The sequence below is a fragment of the Tolypothrix sp. FACHB-123 genome (genome assembly GCF_014697075.1).
In the GTDB taxonomy this organism is placed as follows: Bacteria; Cyanobacteriota; Cyanobacteriia; order Cyanobacteriales; family Nostocaceae; genus Aulosira.
Genome location: NZ_JACJRE010000049.1, coordinates 1 through 14,678, shown reverse-complemented (window position 1 = coordinate 14,678; position 14,678 = coordinate 1). Strand labels below are relative to the sequence as shown.

Annotated in this window: 12 protein-coding genes; 7 read left to right on the top strand and 5 right to left on the bottom strand. The window is 41.0% G+C overall.

Annotation, left to right across the window (positions count from 1 at the left end; genetic code table 11):
• Window positions 1-58: 58 nt before the first annotated feature.
• From pflB to H6G41_RS25565, 4 genes are all read right to left on the bottom strand, one after another.
• Window positions 59-2,287, bottom strand: coding sequence for a formate C-acetyltransferase (gene pflB, locus H6G41_RS25580; RefSeq protein WP_190749947.1), 2,229 nt, complete (start codon window positions 2,285-2,287; stop codon window positions 59-61).
• A gap of 346 nt (window positions 2,288-2,633) precedes the next feature.
• A complete protein-coding gene (locus tag H6G41_RS25575) occupies window positions 2,634-4,730 on the bottom strand; it encodes a M3 family metallopeptidase (protein WP_190749894.1) in 2,097 nt (698 codons plus the stop codon).
• Window positions 4,690-4,836 (bottom strand): hypothetical protein, encoded by a 147-nt coding sequence (locus H6G41_RS25570; RefSeq protein WP_190749892.1) that lies wholly within the window; start codon window positions 4,834-4,836, stop codon window positions 4,690-4,692. The genes H6G41_RS25575 and H6G41_RS25570 overlap by 41 nt, the downstream gene beginning before the upstream one ends.
• A gap of 29 nt (window positions 4,837-4,865) precedes the next feature.
• A complete protein-coding gene (locus H6G41_RS25565) occupies window positions 4,866-5,345 on the bottom strand; it encodes a hypothetical protein (protein WP_190749890.1) in 480 nt (159 codons plus the stop codon).
• Window positions 5,346-5,786: 441 nt separating this feature from the next.
• On the opposite strand from H6G41_RS25565, the gene H6G41_RS25560 reads away from it, so the two are divergent.
• From H6G41_RS25560 to H6G41_RS25540, 5 genes are all read left to right on the top strand, one after another.
• Entirely contained in the window at window positions 5,787-6,044 is a 258-nt protein-coding gene (locus H6G41_RS25560) for a hypothetical protein (RefSeq protein ID WP_190749888.1), read from the top strand.
• Window positions 6,025-7,218 carry an NACHT domain-containing NTPase gene (locus H6G41_RS25555; RefSeq protein ID WP_190749886.1) on the top strand — a complete coding sequence of 398 codons (1,194 nt, stop codon included), beginning with the start codon at window positions 6,025-6,027 and terminating at the stop codon, window positions 7,216-7,218. The genes H6G41_RS25560 and H6G41_RS25555 overlap by 20 nt, the downstream gene beginning before the upstream one ends.
• Window positions 7,219-7,915: 697 nt before the next feature.
• Window positions 7,916-8,107 carry a hypothetical protein gene (locus H6G41_RS25550; protein WP_190749884.1) on the top strand — a complete coding sequence of 64 codons (192 nt, stop codon included), beginning with the start codon at window positions 7,916-7,918 and terminating at the stop codon, window positions 8,105-8,107.
• A gap of 98 nt (window positions 8,108-8,205) precedes the next feature.
• Entirely contained in the window at window positions 8,206-9,225 is a 1,020-nt protein-coding gene (locus H6G41_RS25545) for a zinc-dependent alcohol dehydrogenase family protein (protein ID WP_190749882.1), read from the top strand.
• 23 nt (window positions 9,226-9,248) lie between these two features.
• Complete coding sequence (locus H6G41_RS25540; protein WP_190749880.1) at window positions 9,249-9,932, top strand: tetratricopeptide repeat protein; 684 nt, start codon at window positions 9,249-9,251, stop codon at window positions 9,930-9,932.
• A gap of 66 nt (window positions 9,933-9,998) precedes the next feature.
• Here the strand turns inward: H6G41_RS25540 and menD are convergent, their stop codons facing one another.
• The gene (gene menD, locus H6G41_RS25535; RefSeq protein ID WP_190749878.1) at window positions 9,999-11,741 is read right to left on the bottom strand and encodes a 2-succinyl-5-enolpyruvyl-6-hydroxy-3-cyclohexene-1-carboxylic-acid synthase; all 1,743 of its coding nucleotides are present in this window, start codon (window positions 11,739-11,741) and stop codon (window positions 9,999-10,001) included.
• A gap of 105 nt (window positions 11,742-11,846) precedes the next feature.
• Between menD and folB the strand changes: the two genes are divergently transcribed.
• Window positions 11,847-12,212: a dihydroneopterin aldolase gene (gene folB, locus H6G41_RS25530; RefSeq protein ID WP_190749876.1), complete on the top strand. Its 366-nt coding sequence runs from the start codon at window positions 11,847-11,849 to the stop codon at window positions 12,210-12,212.
• A 731-nt stretch (window positions 12,213-12,943) separates the two neighbouring features.
• Window positions 12,944-14,224, top strand: a complete 1,281-nt coding sequence (locus H6G41_RS25525; RefSeq protein WP_190749874.1) for a diguanylate cyclase domain-containing protein — start codon at window positions 12,944-12,946, stop codon at window positions 14,222-14,224.
• Window positions 14,225-14,678 lie beyond the last annotated feature (454 nt).

Below are 14,678 nucleotides of genomic sequence, written 5' to 3'. Positions count from 1 at the left end.
TGTACATTAACTAATTATTTGTCACTGTTAACACATTAATGTTGAGCTAATCTGCAACCTAAAATCGTTCGTGGAATGTGCGATGAATTACATCAAGTTGCTGTTCTCGCGTTAACTTAATAAAGTTCACCGCGTAACCGGAAACCCTAATTGTTAACTGTGGATATAACTCTGGATGATCCATTGCATCTATTAACATTTCTCGCTTGAGAACGTTAACGTTAATATGGTGTCCGCGATCGTGGAAGTAACCATCCAGCATTCCCACTAGGTTGCTGATTTGATCGACTTCTAATTTACCTAAAGCTGATGGTACGACTGAGAAAGTGTTGGAAATTCCATCTTGCGCGCATTGGTAAGGAATTTTCGCTACAGATTCTAAAGACGCAACTGCACCTTTACTATCTCTTCCATGCATGGGGTTTGCACCAGGCGCAAAGGGTTCGCCCGCTTTTCTCCCGTCGGGGGTGTTACCGGTTTTCTTACCATACACAACGTTTGAGGTAATTGTTAATACCGATTGTGTTGGTGTGGCTTGGCGATAAGTGGGATGTTTACGCAGTTCGTTCATGAACTTGGTAACCAAATCTACCGCGATTTCATCAACGCGATCGTCGTTGTTGCCATATTTGGGATAATCGCCGGTAATTTCATAATCGACGGCTAATCCGGCTTCGTTACGCAATACTTTGACTTTGGCATACTTAATTGCTGATAAAGCATCTGTAACCACCGATAACCCAGCAATTCCGCAAGCCATTGTCCGTAAAATATCGCGATCGTGGAGTGCCATTTCGATCCGTTCGTAGCAGTATTTATCATGCATGTAATGGATGACGTTAAGGGTATTAATATACGCCTTGGCTAACCACCCCATCATTGTTTCAAATTGCTCCCGTACCTGTTGATAATCTAGGTAGTCGGAAGTAATCGGCGCGATCGCACTTGCAACTTGTTCGCCAGAAATTTCATCCTTACCGCCGTTAATCGCATACAGCAAACACTTGGCTAGATTAACTCTCGCGCCAAAAAACTGCATTTGCTTACCAATACGCATGGCAGAAACGCAACAGGCGATCGCATAATCATCACCCCAGTAAGAACGCATCAAATCATCGTTCTCATACTGAATCGAGCTAGTGTCTATTGAAACTTTAGCGCAAAAACGTTTAAAGTTCTCTGGTAACTGTTCCGACCACAACACAGTTAAATTTGGTTCCGGTGCTGGGCCTAAATTAGACAAAGTATGCAGAATCCGGAAACTATTTTTCGTTACTAAAGGTCTACCATCTTCACCCACACCGGCAACACATTCCGTTACCCAAGTAGGATCGCCAGAAAACAGTTGGTTATAATCTGGTGTCCGCAAAAATCTCACCATGCGTAACTTCATCACAAAATGGTCGATGAGTTCTTGCAGTTGGGATTCGGTAACTGTTCCTTGTTGTAAATCTCGTTCAAAGTAAATATCTAGGAACGTCGAAACCCTTCCCAAAGACATCGCCGCACCGTTTTGTTCTTTCACAGCTGCAAGATAGCCAAAATATAACCACTGCACAGCTTCTTTGGCTGTAGCTGCGGGTTGACTAATATCAAACCCGTAACTTGCAGCCATTGTTTTCAATTCAAACAAAGCTTTGATTTGTTCAGAAATTTCTTCCCGCAAGCGAATTGTATCTTCAACAATCTCATCTAACTCTAAAGACAAAAGTTGTGATTTTTTATCATCAATTAAACCATCAACACCATACAAAGCTACGCGCCGATAATCACCAATAATTCTCCCCCGTCCGTAAGCATCGGGTAATCCGGTGATAATACCATAGCGCCGACATAAGCGCATTTCGCGAGTATAGGCATCAAATACGCCGTCGTTATGAGTTTTGCGATATTTGGTAAATATCTCTGCGGTTTGGGGACTGAGTTCGTAACCGTAAGCTGTTAATGCATCTTTAACTACACGAATGCCACCAAACGGCATGATAGCGCGTTTTAGGGGTTTATCAGTTTGCAATCCTACTATTTGTTCCAGTTCGCGGTGAATATAACCGGGTTGATGGGAGGTAATTGTGGAAACAACTTCTGTATCTGTATCTAAAATACCTTTCTCGCGCTCAACTGCCATTAAGTCCTTGACTTTATCCCAGAGTGCTTGAGTGGTGGGAGTCGCACCTGTTAAAAAAGATTCATCGCCACTGTAAAGGGTGTAATTCTTTTGGATGAAATCACGGACATTGATTTCTTCTGTCCATTTGCCACTTTTGAAGCCTTGCCATTGTGCCAACATCGGAGATTCCCCCCAGTTGATGAAGCTAAATAATTGACTGCGGTATCTTTGCTTGGGATAACGTAGCACATCTACTTGTGATATTAGCGCAACTGTAAGTAGTCAATTTTTATGAGTCTTGTGGGATCGCGTCGCCTTAGTAGTTTTGGGCAAAAGTTAAATTTTTATTCAAGTGAAAAGAAACTCCATCCACAAGGAGATGGAGTTTTTTTCCCTATATTCTAAAGGGCATGGCACTGTTATGCCCCTACCATCTGTCGCATTCTTTTTTCAAATTGGCATAAAATCCTTCACGGTTGACGATTGACTGTGAACTGTCAACCGTCAACCGTCAACCAATTAAAGGTTAATTTAAACCATTGTGTCTGAGCAAGGGAGCCGTACTGGGTTCCCGTCCCCGGAAGGTTTTAAATACTTCCATTGGATGTTTGCTACCACCAAGGGACAGGACTGTATCTCGATAGCGTCTGCCTGTATCTTTGATTGCTTCTTCGTTTTCTAGCCCCGCTTCTTCAAAGGCAGCAAACGCATCAGCGCTCAAAACTTCCGCCCATTTGTAACTGTAGTAGCCGGCTGCATAACCACCACCAAAGATGTGCCCAAAAGCACATAAGAAAGCATCTTCGGGAAGTGGTGGTAACACTGTAGTAGTTTTAGCAATGCGCTGACGCACATCGCTTGGGGTTTCATTACCGCCGGGACGATAGCGGGAGTGGAGTTCTAAATCCACACTGCTAAAGTGGAGTTGGCGCAACATCCCGCTACCGCTCATGTAATTGCGTGCAGCAATCAGCTTTTGATAATAATGTTCTGGCAGAGGTTCGCCTGTTTGGTAATGTTTCGCCATCCCAAATAAGGTGGGACGCTCGTAACACCAGTTTTCCATAAATTGGCTGGGTAGTTCGACCGCATCCCATTCGACGTTATTTATACCTGCTGCCCCTGTATAATCCACTTTGGTGAGCATGTGGTGTAAACCATGTCCAAACTCGTGGAATAGGGTTTCTACTTCATTGAAGGTCATTAAGCTGGGTTGACCGTCAATGGGAGGAGTTTGGTTACAAACTAAATATGCTACAGGTAAACGAATGCTGGTAACGCCATTTTCTACGATTTTGCCGCGATTAATGCAGACATCCATCCAAGCACCACCGCGTTTTTCAGCGGGGCGACTGTAGGGGTCTAGGTAGAAGTAGGCGATGGGCGCGCCGGTTTCATCAGCAATTTGGAAGTAACGCACATCCTCATGCCATAATGGGGCTTGACCATCGGCGGGAGTGACGGTAACGCCAAATAAACGGTTGACTAAGCCAAATAAGCCATCTAAAACTTGGGGAAGGGGAAAGTAAGGACGTAATTCTTCGGCGGTGAAAGCAAATTTTTCTTCTCGCTGACGTTCCGCCCAAAAGCTAATATCCCAATGTTTTAAATCTTCGGCTTCTTTTGCGCCTTTGGCTAAAGCAAACTCTTTGAGTGCGGCTAAATCTTTGACTGCTGCATCATAACTGACGCGACGCAGTTCTTCTAGTAAAGCTTCTACAGCTTCGACATTGGGAGCCATTTTACTAGCTAGACTTAATTCGGCAAAGTTACGAAAGCCGAGTAAACCTGCGAGTTCTTGACGTAATTCTAAAATCCGCTCAATTAGGGGATTATTATCTAAATCGCCGTTAGCAGCACGACTGATAAACGCTTTGTAAAGCTGTTCGCGTAAATCACGTCTGGTGCTGTGCTGCATAAAAGGCCCGTAACTGGGAAAGTCTAAGGTGATGCGCCAAGGGCCATTTTCTGCTGTGGCGTTTTCTTCACCGGCAGCACGGGCGGCTTGGGCTGCTAAACTCAGTAAGCTTTGGGGTAAGCCGTCGATTTCTGCTTTAGTGGTGAGGGTTAAGCTAAAGGCTTTAGTCGCATCTAAGACATGATTAGAGAATTTGGTGGAAAGTTCGGCTAATTCTAGTTGAATGGCGTTGAAACGTTCTTTTGCTTCGCCTTCTAAACCGACACCAGAAAGTTCTGCATCGCGAATTGCGGCTGACACAATCCTTTGTTGGGCGGATTCTAAGGTATTCCATTCTCCACTGCTACGCAGAGCTTTAAAAGCATTGTACAGGGGTTGGCTTTGTCCCAACTTGGTGAAGAACTGCACTACATCTGGTTGGACTGCTTCATAGGCTTCCCGGAGTTCAGAGCTATTTTTGACGCCCATTAAGTGATTGACAATACCCCAAGTCCAAGACAAGCGTTCTGTGAATTTCTCTAAGGGTTCTACTAAACCGCTCCAAGTCGGCTGTACATTAGTTTCTAAATTAGCAAGCTCTGCATCCAGTTGTGTGATTAGCTGCTGAAAGGCTGGTACTACTTGTTCTGGTTTAATCTCTGTAAACGGAGGTAAGCCAGCACCTTTAAGTAGGGGATTTTGAGAAATAATGGCGTTTGCATTCATGATGGTGTGTGCGAGTTGCGATCGCTTTGACTCGATAATGATTTTTGGTTATATATCTTCTAATGTAGCGATCGCTGTGCCATATTGGGCATTGGGCATTGGGCATTGGGCATTGATTATTTTTCGCTTGTTTCTCTACTCTCGATCGCTATTTGCACAAGCAAGCTGGTTTTGCGTTAAAATCCAATTTTCCAACCTGTCAATTAGTTCGTTTTGATTTCTTGCATGGTGTTCCATCACTTCAATACCTTGAATTAAAGTACTTTGCTCGAGCTGATTACTATGTAAAGATTTACTCCAGGAACTAATGGTATTGATGACAAATCTCATCTCCCCCACTAAACCTAGGAGTGACTGACTAGCAGCGGCTGAAGCATAACGCCCATTGAGTAATTCATCTAGCAATAAGCCTTGCATTCGAGCATTTTCCTCAATAAATTCCAAGGCGATACGTTTCTTCTTTTGATCCAACCGCACTCTAATTAAAAGTATGAGAGCGGAGTTGATGTTATTTAAGGCGAATCTAAATTTGTCACAAATTTGACAATTAAATTCATTGAAACGCTCATTTGGTGGATCTAGGTACGCCTTAGGGCGGATTGTGGTGTTGCTCATAAGATGAATTTTAGAACAAGCGGTAGTGAACTTAGGAAAGAATCGGTAATGAGCGGTTATTTGCCATCTTCAAACCTTTTCTACCGAATGGCTACTATCTTGAGAGGGAAAAATTTTAATTACCGCTTCTAACTTGCGGAAGATAAACTAGAAAAATCAGCTGTCAAAACATTGGCAAGGGTTGACGGTTAACTGCTCACAGGAAATGTTTGTAAAGTAAAAATAAAAGTCAGTCGGGAGATGAGCGCTAGCTAGTAATATAAGTATTTGTACGTTAAACTACAGCATGAGATATCTAGAAAAGCTTGCAAAATCAATAAAACGAAACAGTTAAATCATTAATGACCCAACTTTTAGCGATGGTATTTTTTATATATTGCCCACTGCATTCACTCTAGTTTCAAGAAGACTCAAAAATTATCACAGGTAGAGGGTATAGCAATGACAGCAATCATCATCGCTCAAAAAATCTGGGAAAAGTTAAAGCAAGCTTATATCGAAAAGTTTGGTGGTTCGCCAAAACTCCTGATTACCGAACTGAATAATCTTTATCAAGATAAAACCAACAGCAACAAAGATGTAATTTCTGATAAAACTATTCGGAATTTTTTTAATAGTAGCGAACCAATCAAGATGCAAGAAAAAAATCTCAACTTCTTGTGCGGTGTATTATTAGAATGTGTTAGAAAGGTTAATTGAAAATTATTTAGAAAATATTCTCGAAATTGCCCCAGATAAGCTGGCTGAAGAGAGTCAAGATATTTTAAGAGCTATTGAAGCAAATCATGGTTTACTAATTAAGCAATCCAAAGATGTATATTCTTTTTCACATTTGACGTTTCAAGAATATTTCGTTGCTCATCATGTAGTAGAAACAAGAAATACAGCAGCTTTAAACGAAGTTATCCAACAGCATTTAACTAAGCGTCAGTGGCGAGAAGTATTTTTGATGATTGCTGGAAGATTGGCAAATACTGATGATTTCTTTAAAATGATGTTTCGCCAAATTAATCTGCTGGTGGACGAAAATAAGGTTTTACAAGATATGTTAATTTGGTTAGATAATGTCACCACATTACATGCAGTCAAATCTAGTTCGTGGCGGGCATTTTATTTGTTTGTTGATCAGGTATTTGAATTATATAGCAATTTACAGTCAAAGGTTGATTATCACTTAGCCCAGGAACTAGCGGTGACTTTAAGAGAAATCAATAAAGAACGCAAAAGTATTCATCCGCGTTCGCTATTATCTGATTTTGCCTTTGATTTAGTTGATTATCACGCGCATATAATTTCGACTAAAACCCAGGAAAAAGGTTTTGAATCACAAAATTTAAGTCCGCTGTTGAAAGAAGAACTTCCTGCTAGCAATGAAATTGTGACAAAGCCGGAATTACGCACAGAAGTAAGTTTAGTTGATAAAAATAGTGGTTTAATTTGTATTACTAAGCAAGAACGGGAGAATATTCCTCAAGAATCGCAACAACTGCAACCTAATTACTCCCTAGCACAAGTTCATAATTGTCGCCAGTATGAAGACGATCGCAGTAATTATATCAATGAAGATTTAGCAGAGTTTCTCGTGTTTTTAAAAGAAAGCCGCCCCGACGAACTAGCGCCAGAAGCAGATTGGCTAGACTGGGCGAATCGCTTGCGATCGGCTATGAGATTATATTTAGATATTGGCTGGAATGATATTATATTTACTCCAGATGAAATTAAGATTTTAAAAGATTATTTTTACGCTAATATTTTGCTACTTAAATGTATTCAGAGTGATAGTTACCTGACCAAAGATTTACGCAACCAAATTATTGATCATCTGTTGCTGCCCAGTCAACGCATTCCTTCGGCATTGTTGACTGTTAATTGAGGGATGAATCAATGCAAAATTCGCGCATTAAAGACAGTCACCTACAATTCTGCTCGGTTTTAAACCTAACTTTTTTCATAAATTTTATACCAATTTGAAAAAAGAACGCGACAGATGGTAGGGAGAAGGCAATATCCATGCGTGTCTACTTAATGTGAAACCACGCCAAACCCATAGCCCGCCTCAGAATGAATTCTGAGTCTAATAGCAAAAGTAAGCTAAAGCTAACTAAAAATTATCATTTATCCCCAGTTTACTTTAGTAGGGGCGGGTTTACAGATATGCTCCAAGTAATTCACGACTATCTCGCTTAACCCGCCCCTACTTTGACTATGAGCCTTGGAATTCATTCCCAGGTGAGCAGGTAAGCCTTGCAATCAGCCATCTGTGACTTAAGTTGACACAGGTGGGTATTGCCTTGCCCTCTAGAATATATTGATGTGTCGCAAACATTATTTGAATTGGTATTAATTTCACAAACAGCATTGGTTACCATCAGATTCAGTGTCGTTACCACGGAAGTTGTGTGGTAACCACAGCAAAAGTAAACAATAGTGATTTACTTGCTTTACTTCCTGTGCTGACTCTGCTGATTATGCCCAATTATGTATGTTCATTGCCGCTAGTTGCCGGAATTTGCCATTTAATACTATGATAATCAGACACACTACAGCAGTTAACATAATTGCTACTTTTTATGGGACAGCATATTGAAAAAGCATGTCATCGGAAACTAGGTGGAAAGTGGAAAGACGGTTGTTGTACCGATAATCCCCCAGTAGAAAATATTTCTTTACAGTCTAATGCGATCGCAGTTGTTCTGGAGCAGTCTTCCCTAGCTGTAACTGAATCACAGTCAGAGTTAATCAAACAGATGAGCCAGGTTTGATCTGACAATTAGCGCTTAATCTCAGGTTGCCCGATCTAGGGCTTAAGATTAATAGTCAAGTAGTCTAAATACTTTACTTAAATCATCCTGAATTAATTATGCGTGCAATGATATTAGAGGCACCGCATCAACCTTTGCGATTGGCTGACGTACCAGTACCTCAACCCCATCCTGAGCAAGTACTGATTCGCGTTCATGCTTGTGCTGTTTGTCGCACAGATTTACATATCGTTGATGGTGAATTAACTCATCCCAAGTTACCCCTCATCCCCGGACATCAAATTGTCGGTACGATTGAGGCGATAGGCGATCGCGTTGTACAATTCACCATCGGTCAGCGGGTTGGTGTTCCTTGGTTGGGTCATACTTGCGATCGCTGTCGTTATTGCCTTAACGGTCGAGAAAATCTTTGCGATTTTGCAGAATTTACAGGTTACAATATTGATGGTGGCTATGCAGAATACACTGTAGCTGACTCTCGCTTTTGCTTTCCTTTAGATCCCAGCTTTCCAGATTTGCAAGCAGCACCGTTATTATGTGGCGGCTTAATTGGTTACCGCGCCTATCGCATGACTGGTGACGCAGAAAAAATTGGTTTTTATGGCTTTGGTTCAGCAGCTCATATTTTGATTCAACTAGCACGCTATCAACAGCGGCAAGTATACGCTTTTACCCGTGCTGGCGATATTGCAGGTCAAGAGTTTGCCCGTCAATTGGGTGCAACTTGGGCTGGTAGTTCAGAGGAATTACCACCAGAACCTTTAGATGCAGCAATTATTTTTGCACCTATAGGTAAATTAGTACCCACAGCTTTGCGTGCAGTGGCAAAAGGCGGTACTGTAATTTGTGCGGGTATTCACATGAGCGAAATTCCGGCTTTTCCTTATGACATTCTTTGGGAAGAACGGGTGTTACGCTCTGTGGCTAATTTAACTCGTCAAGATGGCGAAGAGTTTCTGGCTTTAGCACCTCAAGTTCCCATCCACACAGAAATCAATACCTTTAATTTAACTCAGGCGAATGAAGCCTTAACCGCCCTCAGGAGTGGGAAAATTACAGGTTCGGCTGTATTAGTGGTTGATGAAAACTCAAATAAGGAAAACACTGGTATGATTTGATTGCGTCTTGACTGTAGAGAACTATGAAATCATTAGTTGGGATGAGTACCATATTGGGAATGACGATTGCGCTGATCGGCATCACTCCTAAAGTACAAGCTCAGACAGTACCGATGTTAATTGCCCAAACTAGTGCGGAAGCAGTTTTCGCCCAAGGTTTGGAAAAATACCAGCGTGGAGACTACCCTGGGGCAATTGCAAGCTGGACTGAGGCGATTAGATTAAATCCCAAGTTTGCCGCAGCTTATTATAATCGAGGTGCAGCGCGAAGATTTACCGACGTTCAAGGTGCGATCGCGGATCTTAATCAAGCTCTTACCCTCAAAGGCGATTATCCCGAAGCTTATTATCTGCGGGGACTGCTGCAAACTGAATCATTAAATAATCACACCGCAGCAATAGAAGATTTTAACCAAGCAATTCGCTTGCGTCCCAAATATGCCGCCGCTTACTTTAAACGCGGTAATACGCAGTATCGCCTAGGAGATGTTCCCGCAGCAATAGCCGATTACAATCAAGCTATTGCCATTGAACCAGATTATGCCGATCCTTACTTTAACCGAGCGGTAATATATTACAAACAAGGCGATCGCCCACAACCACTGAAAGATTTACAACAAGCTGCAAATTTATATCAAAAACAAGGCGACAGGCAAAATTACCAACGAGTAATGAATGCGATTAAACAAGTACAAGGGAATTCGTAATTCGTAATTAAGCTGTGAATCAAGTCTGAAAATTTCTTTTCCCAGTCAAGCGTCAACCACCAACAGTTAGTAAAACTTTGGTAAATTTTCCCGTCGCCATTTAGCATCATGAGCGCGATTTGTTCTGAGTTCTAATACTCTAATTCCTTGAGTTGGGAGCGGATTTAATTTTTGTTGCAACTGTTCCCAATTAGTAATCAATTCATGCTCTACGTTATAGGTGGCGCATAACTGAGCAAAATCAATATTTTGGGGAGTGCCAAAAAATTCCTCAAAAGGTGGGTTAAATTTGGCAATGGGTAACATCTCAAAAATTCCCCCACCATTGTTATTAATTAACAAGATTGTCAAATGTCCGACGAACTTGTTGCGGATTAAAAAACCATTAGTATCATGTAATAAAGCCAAATCTCCCGTTAACATCACAGTACTTTGATTGTGATGGGCGATTCCCAAAGCGGTGGATAATGTACCGTCAATTCCATTCGCACCCCGGTTAAAATGCGATCGCACTCCTAAATTATTTGGTTGCCAAAAAAATTCCACATCCCGCACTGGCATACTATTAGCAATGAATAAGGGCGTTCCTGGTGGTAAAGTTTGGGAAAGTAACCAAGCTGCTTTACCTTCAAATAACTCCGCCATTGTCCCCAAAGTCCGATCAACAGCAGTTCTTACTTTAGTTTCCCCATCACACCACAATTGCAAATATTCAGGAATCGACACAGAAAATGTATCCCCCTTCTCCCCAAACTTCAATTCTGTAATTGAAACTCGCACATGAGTCGTCTTTCCATGCAAAGGATCGAGATTTTGATCGCTAGGATCTATTACCCAGCGTCGCGGTTGTGTAGTATTGATCCAATTACGCAATTCTTTACTTGTGGGGATTTCTCCCACTTGAATTACCATTGTGGGTGCTAGCTGTTTAGCTAATTGGGGATGGCGTAGAATCAGGTCGTAGGTAGAAATTAAATAAGGGTTGAGGTGGGCGTAATTTCTTAAGGGTGAGAGTCCCTCAGCCAGAACTGGCCATTTTAAGGTTTGGGAAAGTTGGGCGATCGCTCTACAATATTCTTGTGATTGCTGTGGTTGGGCAACACCAGCGATAATAATACCGCGATCGCATTGTCGCCATTCATCGGGAATTGGGAATGAGGAACGGGGAATGGGGAAGGGGAAAGTATTTGTTAGTCCCGCAAAAAAATCTGCAAAATTTAACTGAGATTGCACCTGACTCAAGTCAGTTCCATCAGGAATTGGTGCTAAGGGATCGCGGAACGGAATATTTAAATGTACTGGCCCTGGTGAGGGGGTTTGTGTGCGTTCCCAAGCATGAATAATTGTTTGTCGCAGATAGCCAAGCATTCCCATCTCTGCTATAGGCAAAGTTAATTCTGTTTGCCAGTTAGGATATCCACTGTATAACTTTAATTGATCGATAGTTTGCCCAGAGTGACAATCACGCAATTCTGGTGGTCTATCCGCCGTTAACACCAACAGCGGTACGCGGCTTTCTCTAGCTTCAATCACCGCTGGATAAAAGTTAGCACCAGCTGTCCCAGAAGTACAAACCAGTACCGCAGGTTTTCCACTAACTTTAGCTTGTCCCAAAGCAAAGAAAGCAGCGGAACGTTCATCCAGAATTGAGATAACATCAATATCCGGTCTTTGGGTAGCAAAAGCCACTGCTAAGGGTGTAGAACGGGAACCCGGACAAATAACAGCACAAGTCAATCCGAGGCGCTTTAGTGTCTGGGTTAAGATATCAGCCCAAAGTTGATTAACATTGCTATAAGCGATCGTCATTCCAGCAAACAGAGCAATAAATGAATTCTTAACTACTCAAGCCTATACTGCAACGGGACAGATCCAGCTAAAATCCAGAATGCTTTCATTCGCACTTTTACTGTTATGGACTGCATTTATTTAACGGGAATTCGTGGCTACGGCTACACCGGGTTTTTAGCTGAAGAACAGGTGTTAGGACAATGGTTTGAGGCTGATGTCAAGTTATGGTTGGATCTGTCTGCTGCGGCGAGCACAGATGCGATCGCAGACACAGTAGATTATCGCCATGTAATTGGCTTAGTGCAAAACCTAATTAAAACATACTCGTGCGCTTTAGTCGAAAAGCTAGCCAGCACAATTGCAGATGCAATTCTCCAAGAATGCGATCGCGTTACCCAAGTCCAAGTTACTCTCATCAAACCCGCAGCACCTATTCCCGACTTTAGCGGCAAAATTCACATTGAATTAACAAGAACCAAGTCTAATTAGTCATTGGTCATTAGTCATTGGTCATTAGTCAATAGTTATTGATCAATCAATTCTTAGCTATTGACTATTGGCTTTCTTGGCAACTATTCTTCTTCCTTATTAACATTTCTCGACCGGGAAATTTCCTTAAAGATATTTGATACATGCAATTTAATTTTTTATATTGCTTTTCATACAAGCAATCTATCATTTAAACCCAATCTTCAGCTTTATTAAAATCGTATATTGTTATACCTTTTGCAGAGTATATTCTTGTATTTGTTGCTAAAAGATACATTAAATTTTTTAATCTACTAAGTCAAAATTGTAGCAAAAAATAACCGGAATACCAATTAAATGCCCTGAATACTTGCAACAGTATAGAAGAATTTGATATTACTTCTACAATCCCTGTTCTCTGCTTACTCTCTTAACATTCAAATCTTTACTCCCTTACGTAAAGCCCGCAAAGATTTGTGTTCTTTATGATGTAAATCTGCCAAATTGCCAAAATATTTCTTGAGTTTCTGATAACTGTATGACAATTTACATTTCCAAATAGGATTTTGGCTTATTAACAGGATATTAACTGTATGAGCGCCAGAAAAAATATGTAAATAAAAACTTAGTTATTATTTCACTCACGGCACTACACAGGTAGATTACAGATTGATTATTATAGGATTATTGATTTTCAGAGTGAGCCGAGACTGAAAACAAAATCTGCACTTTAGCCAACAGATTAGTCTAACATGTTCTCCCACAAAATCCTAGTTGTTGAGGATGAAAAAATCCTAGCTTTAGATATAAGAAATAGTTTGCAAAAGTTAGGGTATTCTGTTCTAGAATTGACAGCTTCCGGTGAAGAAGCTATCAAAAAAGTAGCGGAGGATAATCCACATCTAGTATTAATTGATATCTGTTTAGCAGGTAAAATTAATGGTACTGAATTTGTGGATATTATCCAAAATGATTTCCAGATACCAGTTGTGTATTTAACGGAGTATTCAGGAGATAATCAAACATACCAACAGCAACTCAGTGAGCCATTTAGCTATATTCTCAAACCATGTGCTGAAAAAGACTTGCAATTTGCTGTCGAAATGGCACTTTATAAGCATCGACTGCATAAAAAATATGAACAAGAAAAGCAGAAACTCACAGCAATTATTAATAGTATGGGCTGTGGAGTCGTAGTCACTTCTGCTAATGGCTGTATTCAAATGATGAATCCAGTCGCCCAAACCCTCACAGGTTGGAGACAAGATGAAGCTTATGGCAAGGATTTAAGTGAAGTTGTAAACTTAATTGACAAAGACATGGATGAAGTAATTGATAATTTAGCCACAAAAGCAATACAAGCAGGAGAAGTTTTAAACATACCAGACAACTGTAACCTGCTGGCTAAGGATGGCAAGATTATACCTATTGGTGATTCTGTCGCCCCAATTCGTGATGTGGATGGCAATATTGATGGTGCAGTTTTAGTGTTTCAAGATATTAGTCAACGCAAACAAACAGAAGCCCAACTACTACGCAATGCTTGTCATGATGCATTAACAGCGCTTCCCAATCGAGTTTTATTTCTCGATCGCCTCAGACAAACAATTGAACGCAGCAAACGGCGCAATGATTATAATTTTGCAGTTTTGTTTTTAGATTTAGATGGTTTTAAAGGAATTAACGATCGCTTTGGACATGTGATCGGCGATGATTTTTTAGTAGCGATCGCCCGACGCTTAGAGTCATGTTTACGCAGTGGCGATACAGTAGCTAGATTTGGTGGTGATGAATTTGCTGTACTGTTAGAAGATATCAAAGACGTTACAGACGCAACCAATGTAGCCAAACGCATTCAGGAATCTTTAAGCGTACCAATTAACTTCAACGGAAATCAGATCTTTCCCTCCGCTAGCATTGGGATTGCATTAAGTAGTAGTCATTACGAAGAACCACACAACCTACTCCGAGATGCTGATATTGCTATGTACCGTGCGAAGCGACAAGGAAAAGCTCGTTATGGCGTATTTTAATTAACACTGCAAACCATTAGTGGTAACTTGTCAGCTATTGCTTGTGCCATTGATTACTGACCGAGAAATATATACAATACAATCTGCCAAAATCCAGACACAATCTTTGGGTGATTAGGAACTAATGTATATACCACACACTAGGCTAGATTGTCTAGCTAGTAAAGCACTGCGTCAATCAATCACCCACTGCTAAAGTCGCAAACAATCAGCGAAACGGTAATTATCAATTGTACCGATCTGCCAAAACTCATAACTCAAATTCTCGTCTCAAAACCCTTGTAAACTCTGGCTTGCTTAATTTTGAATACTTCACGAAGCTCTCAGTACAAGTTTTGAGTTTTGAATTGATATGGTTCTTCAGTAGCTATTATGCCAAATTATTAGTTATAGCACTCATATAAACACAAAAAAAGCATCTTTATTTTGCCAAAAGCCTTATATGTATTGACAT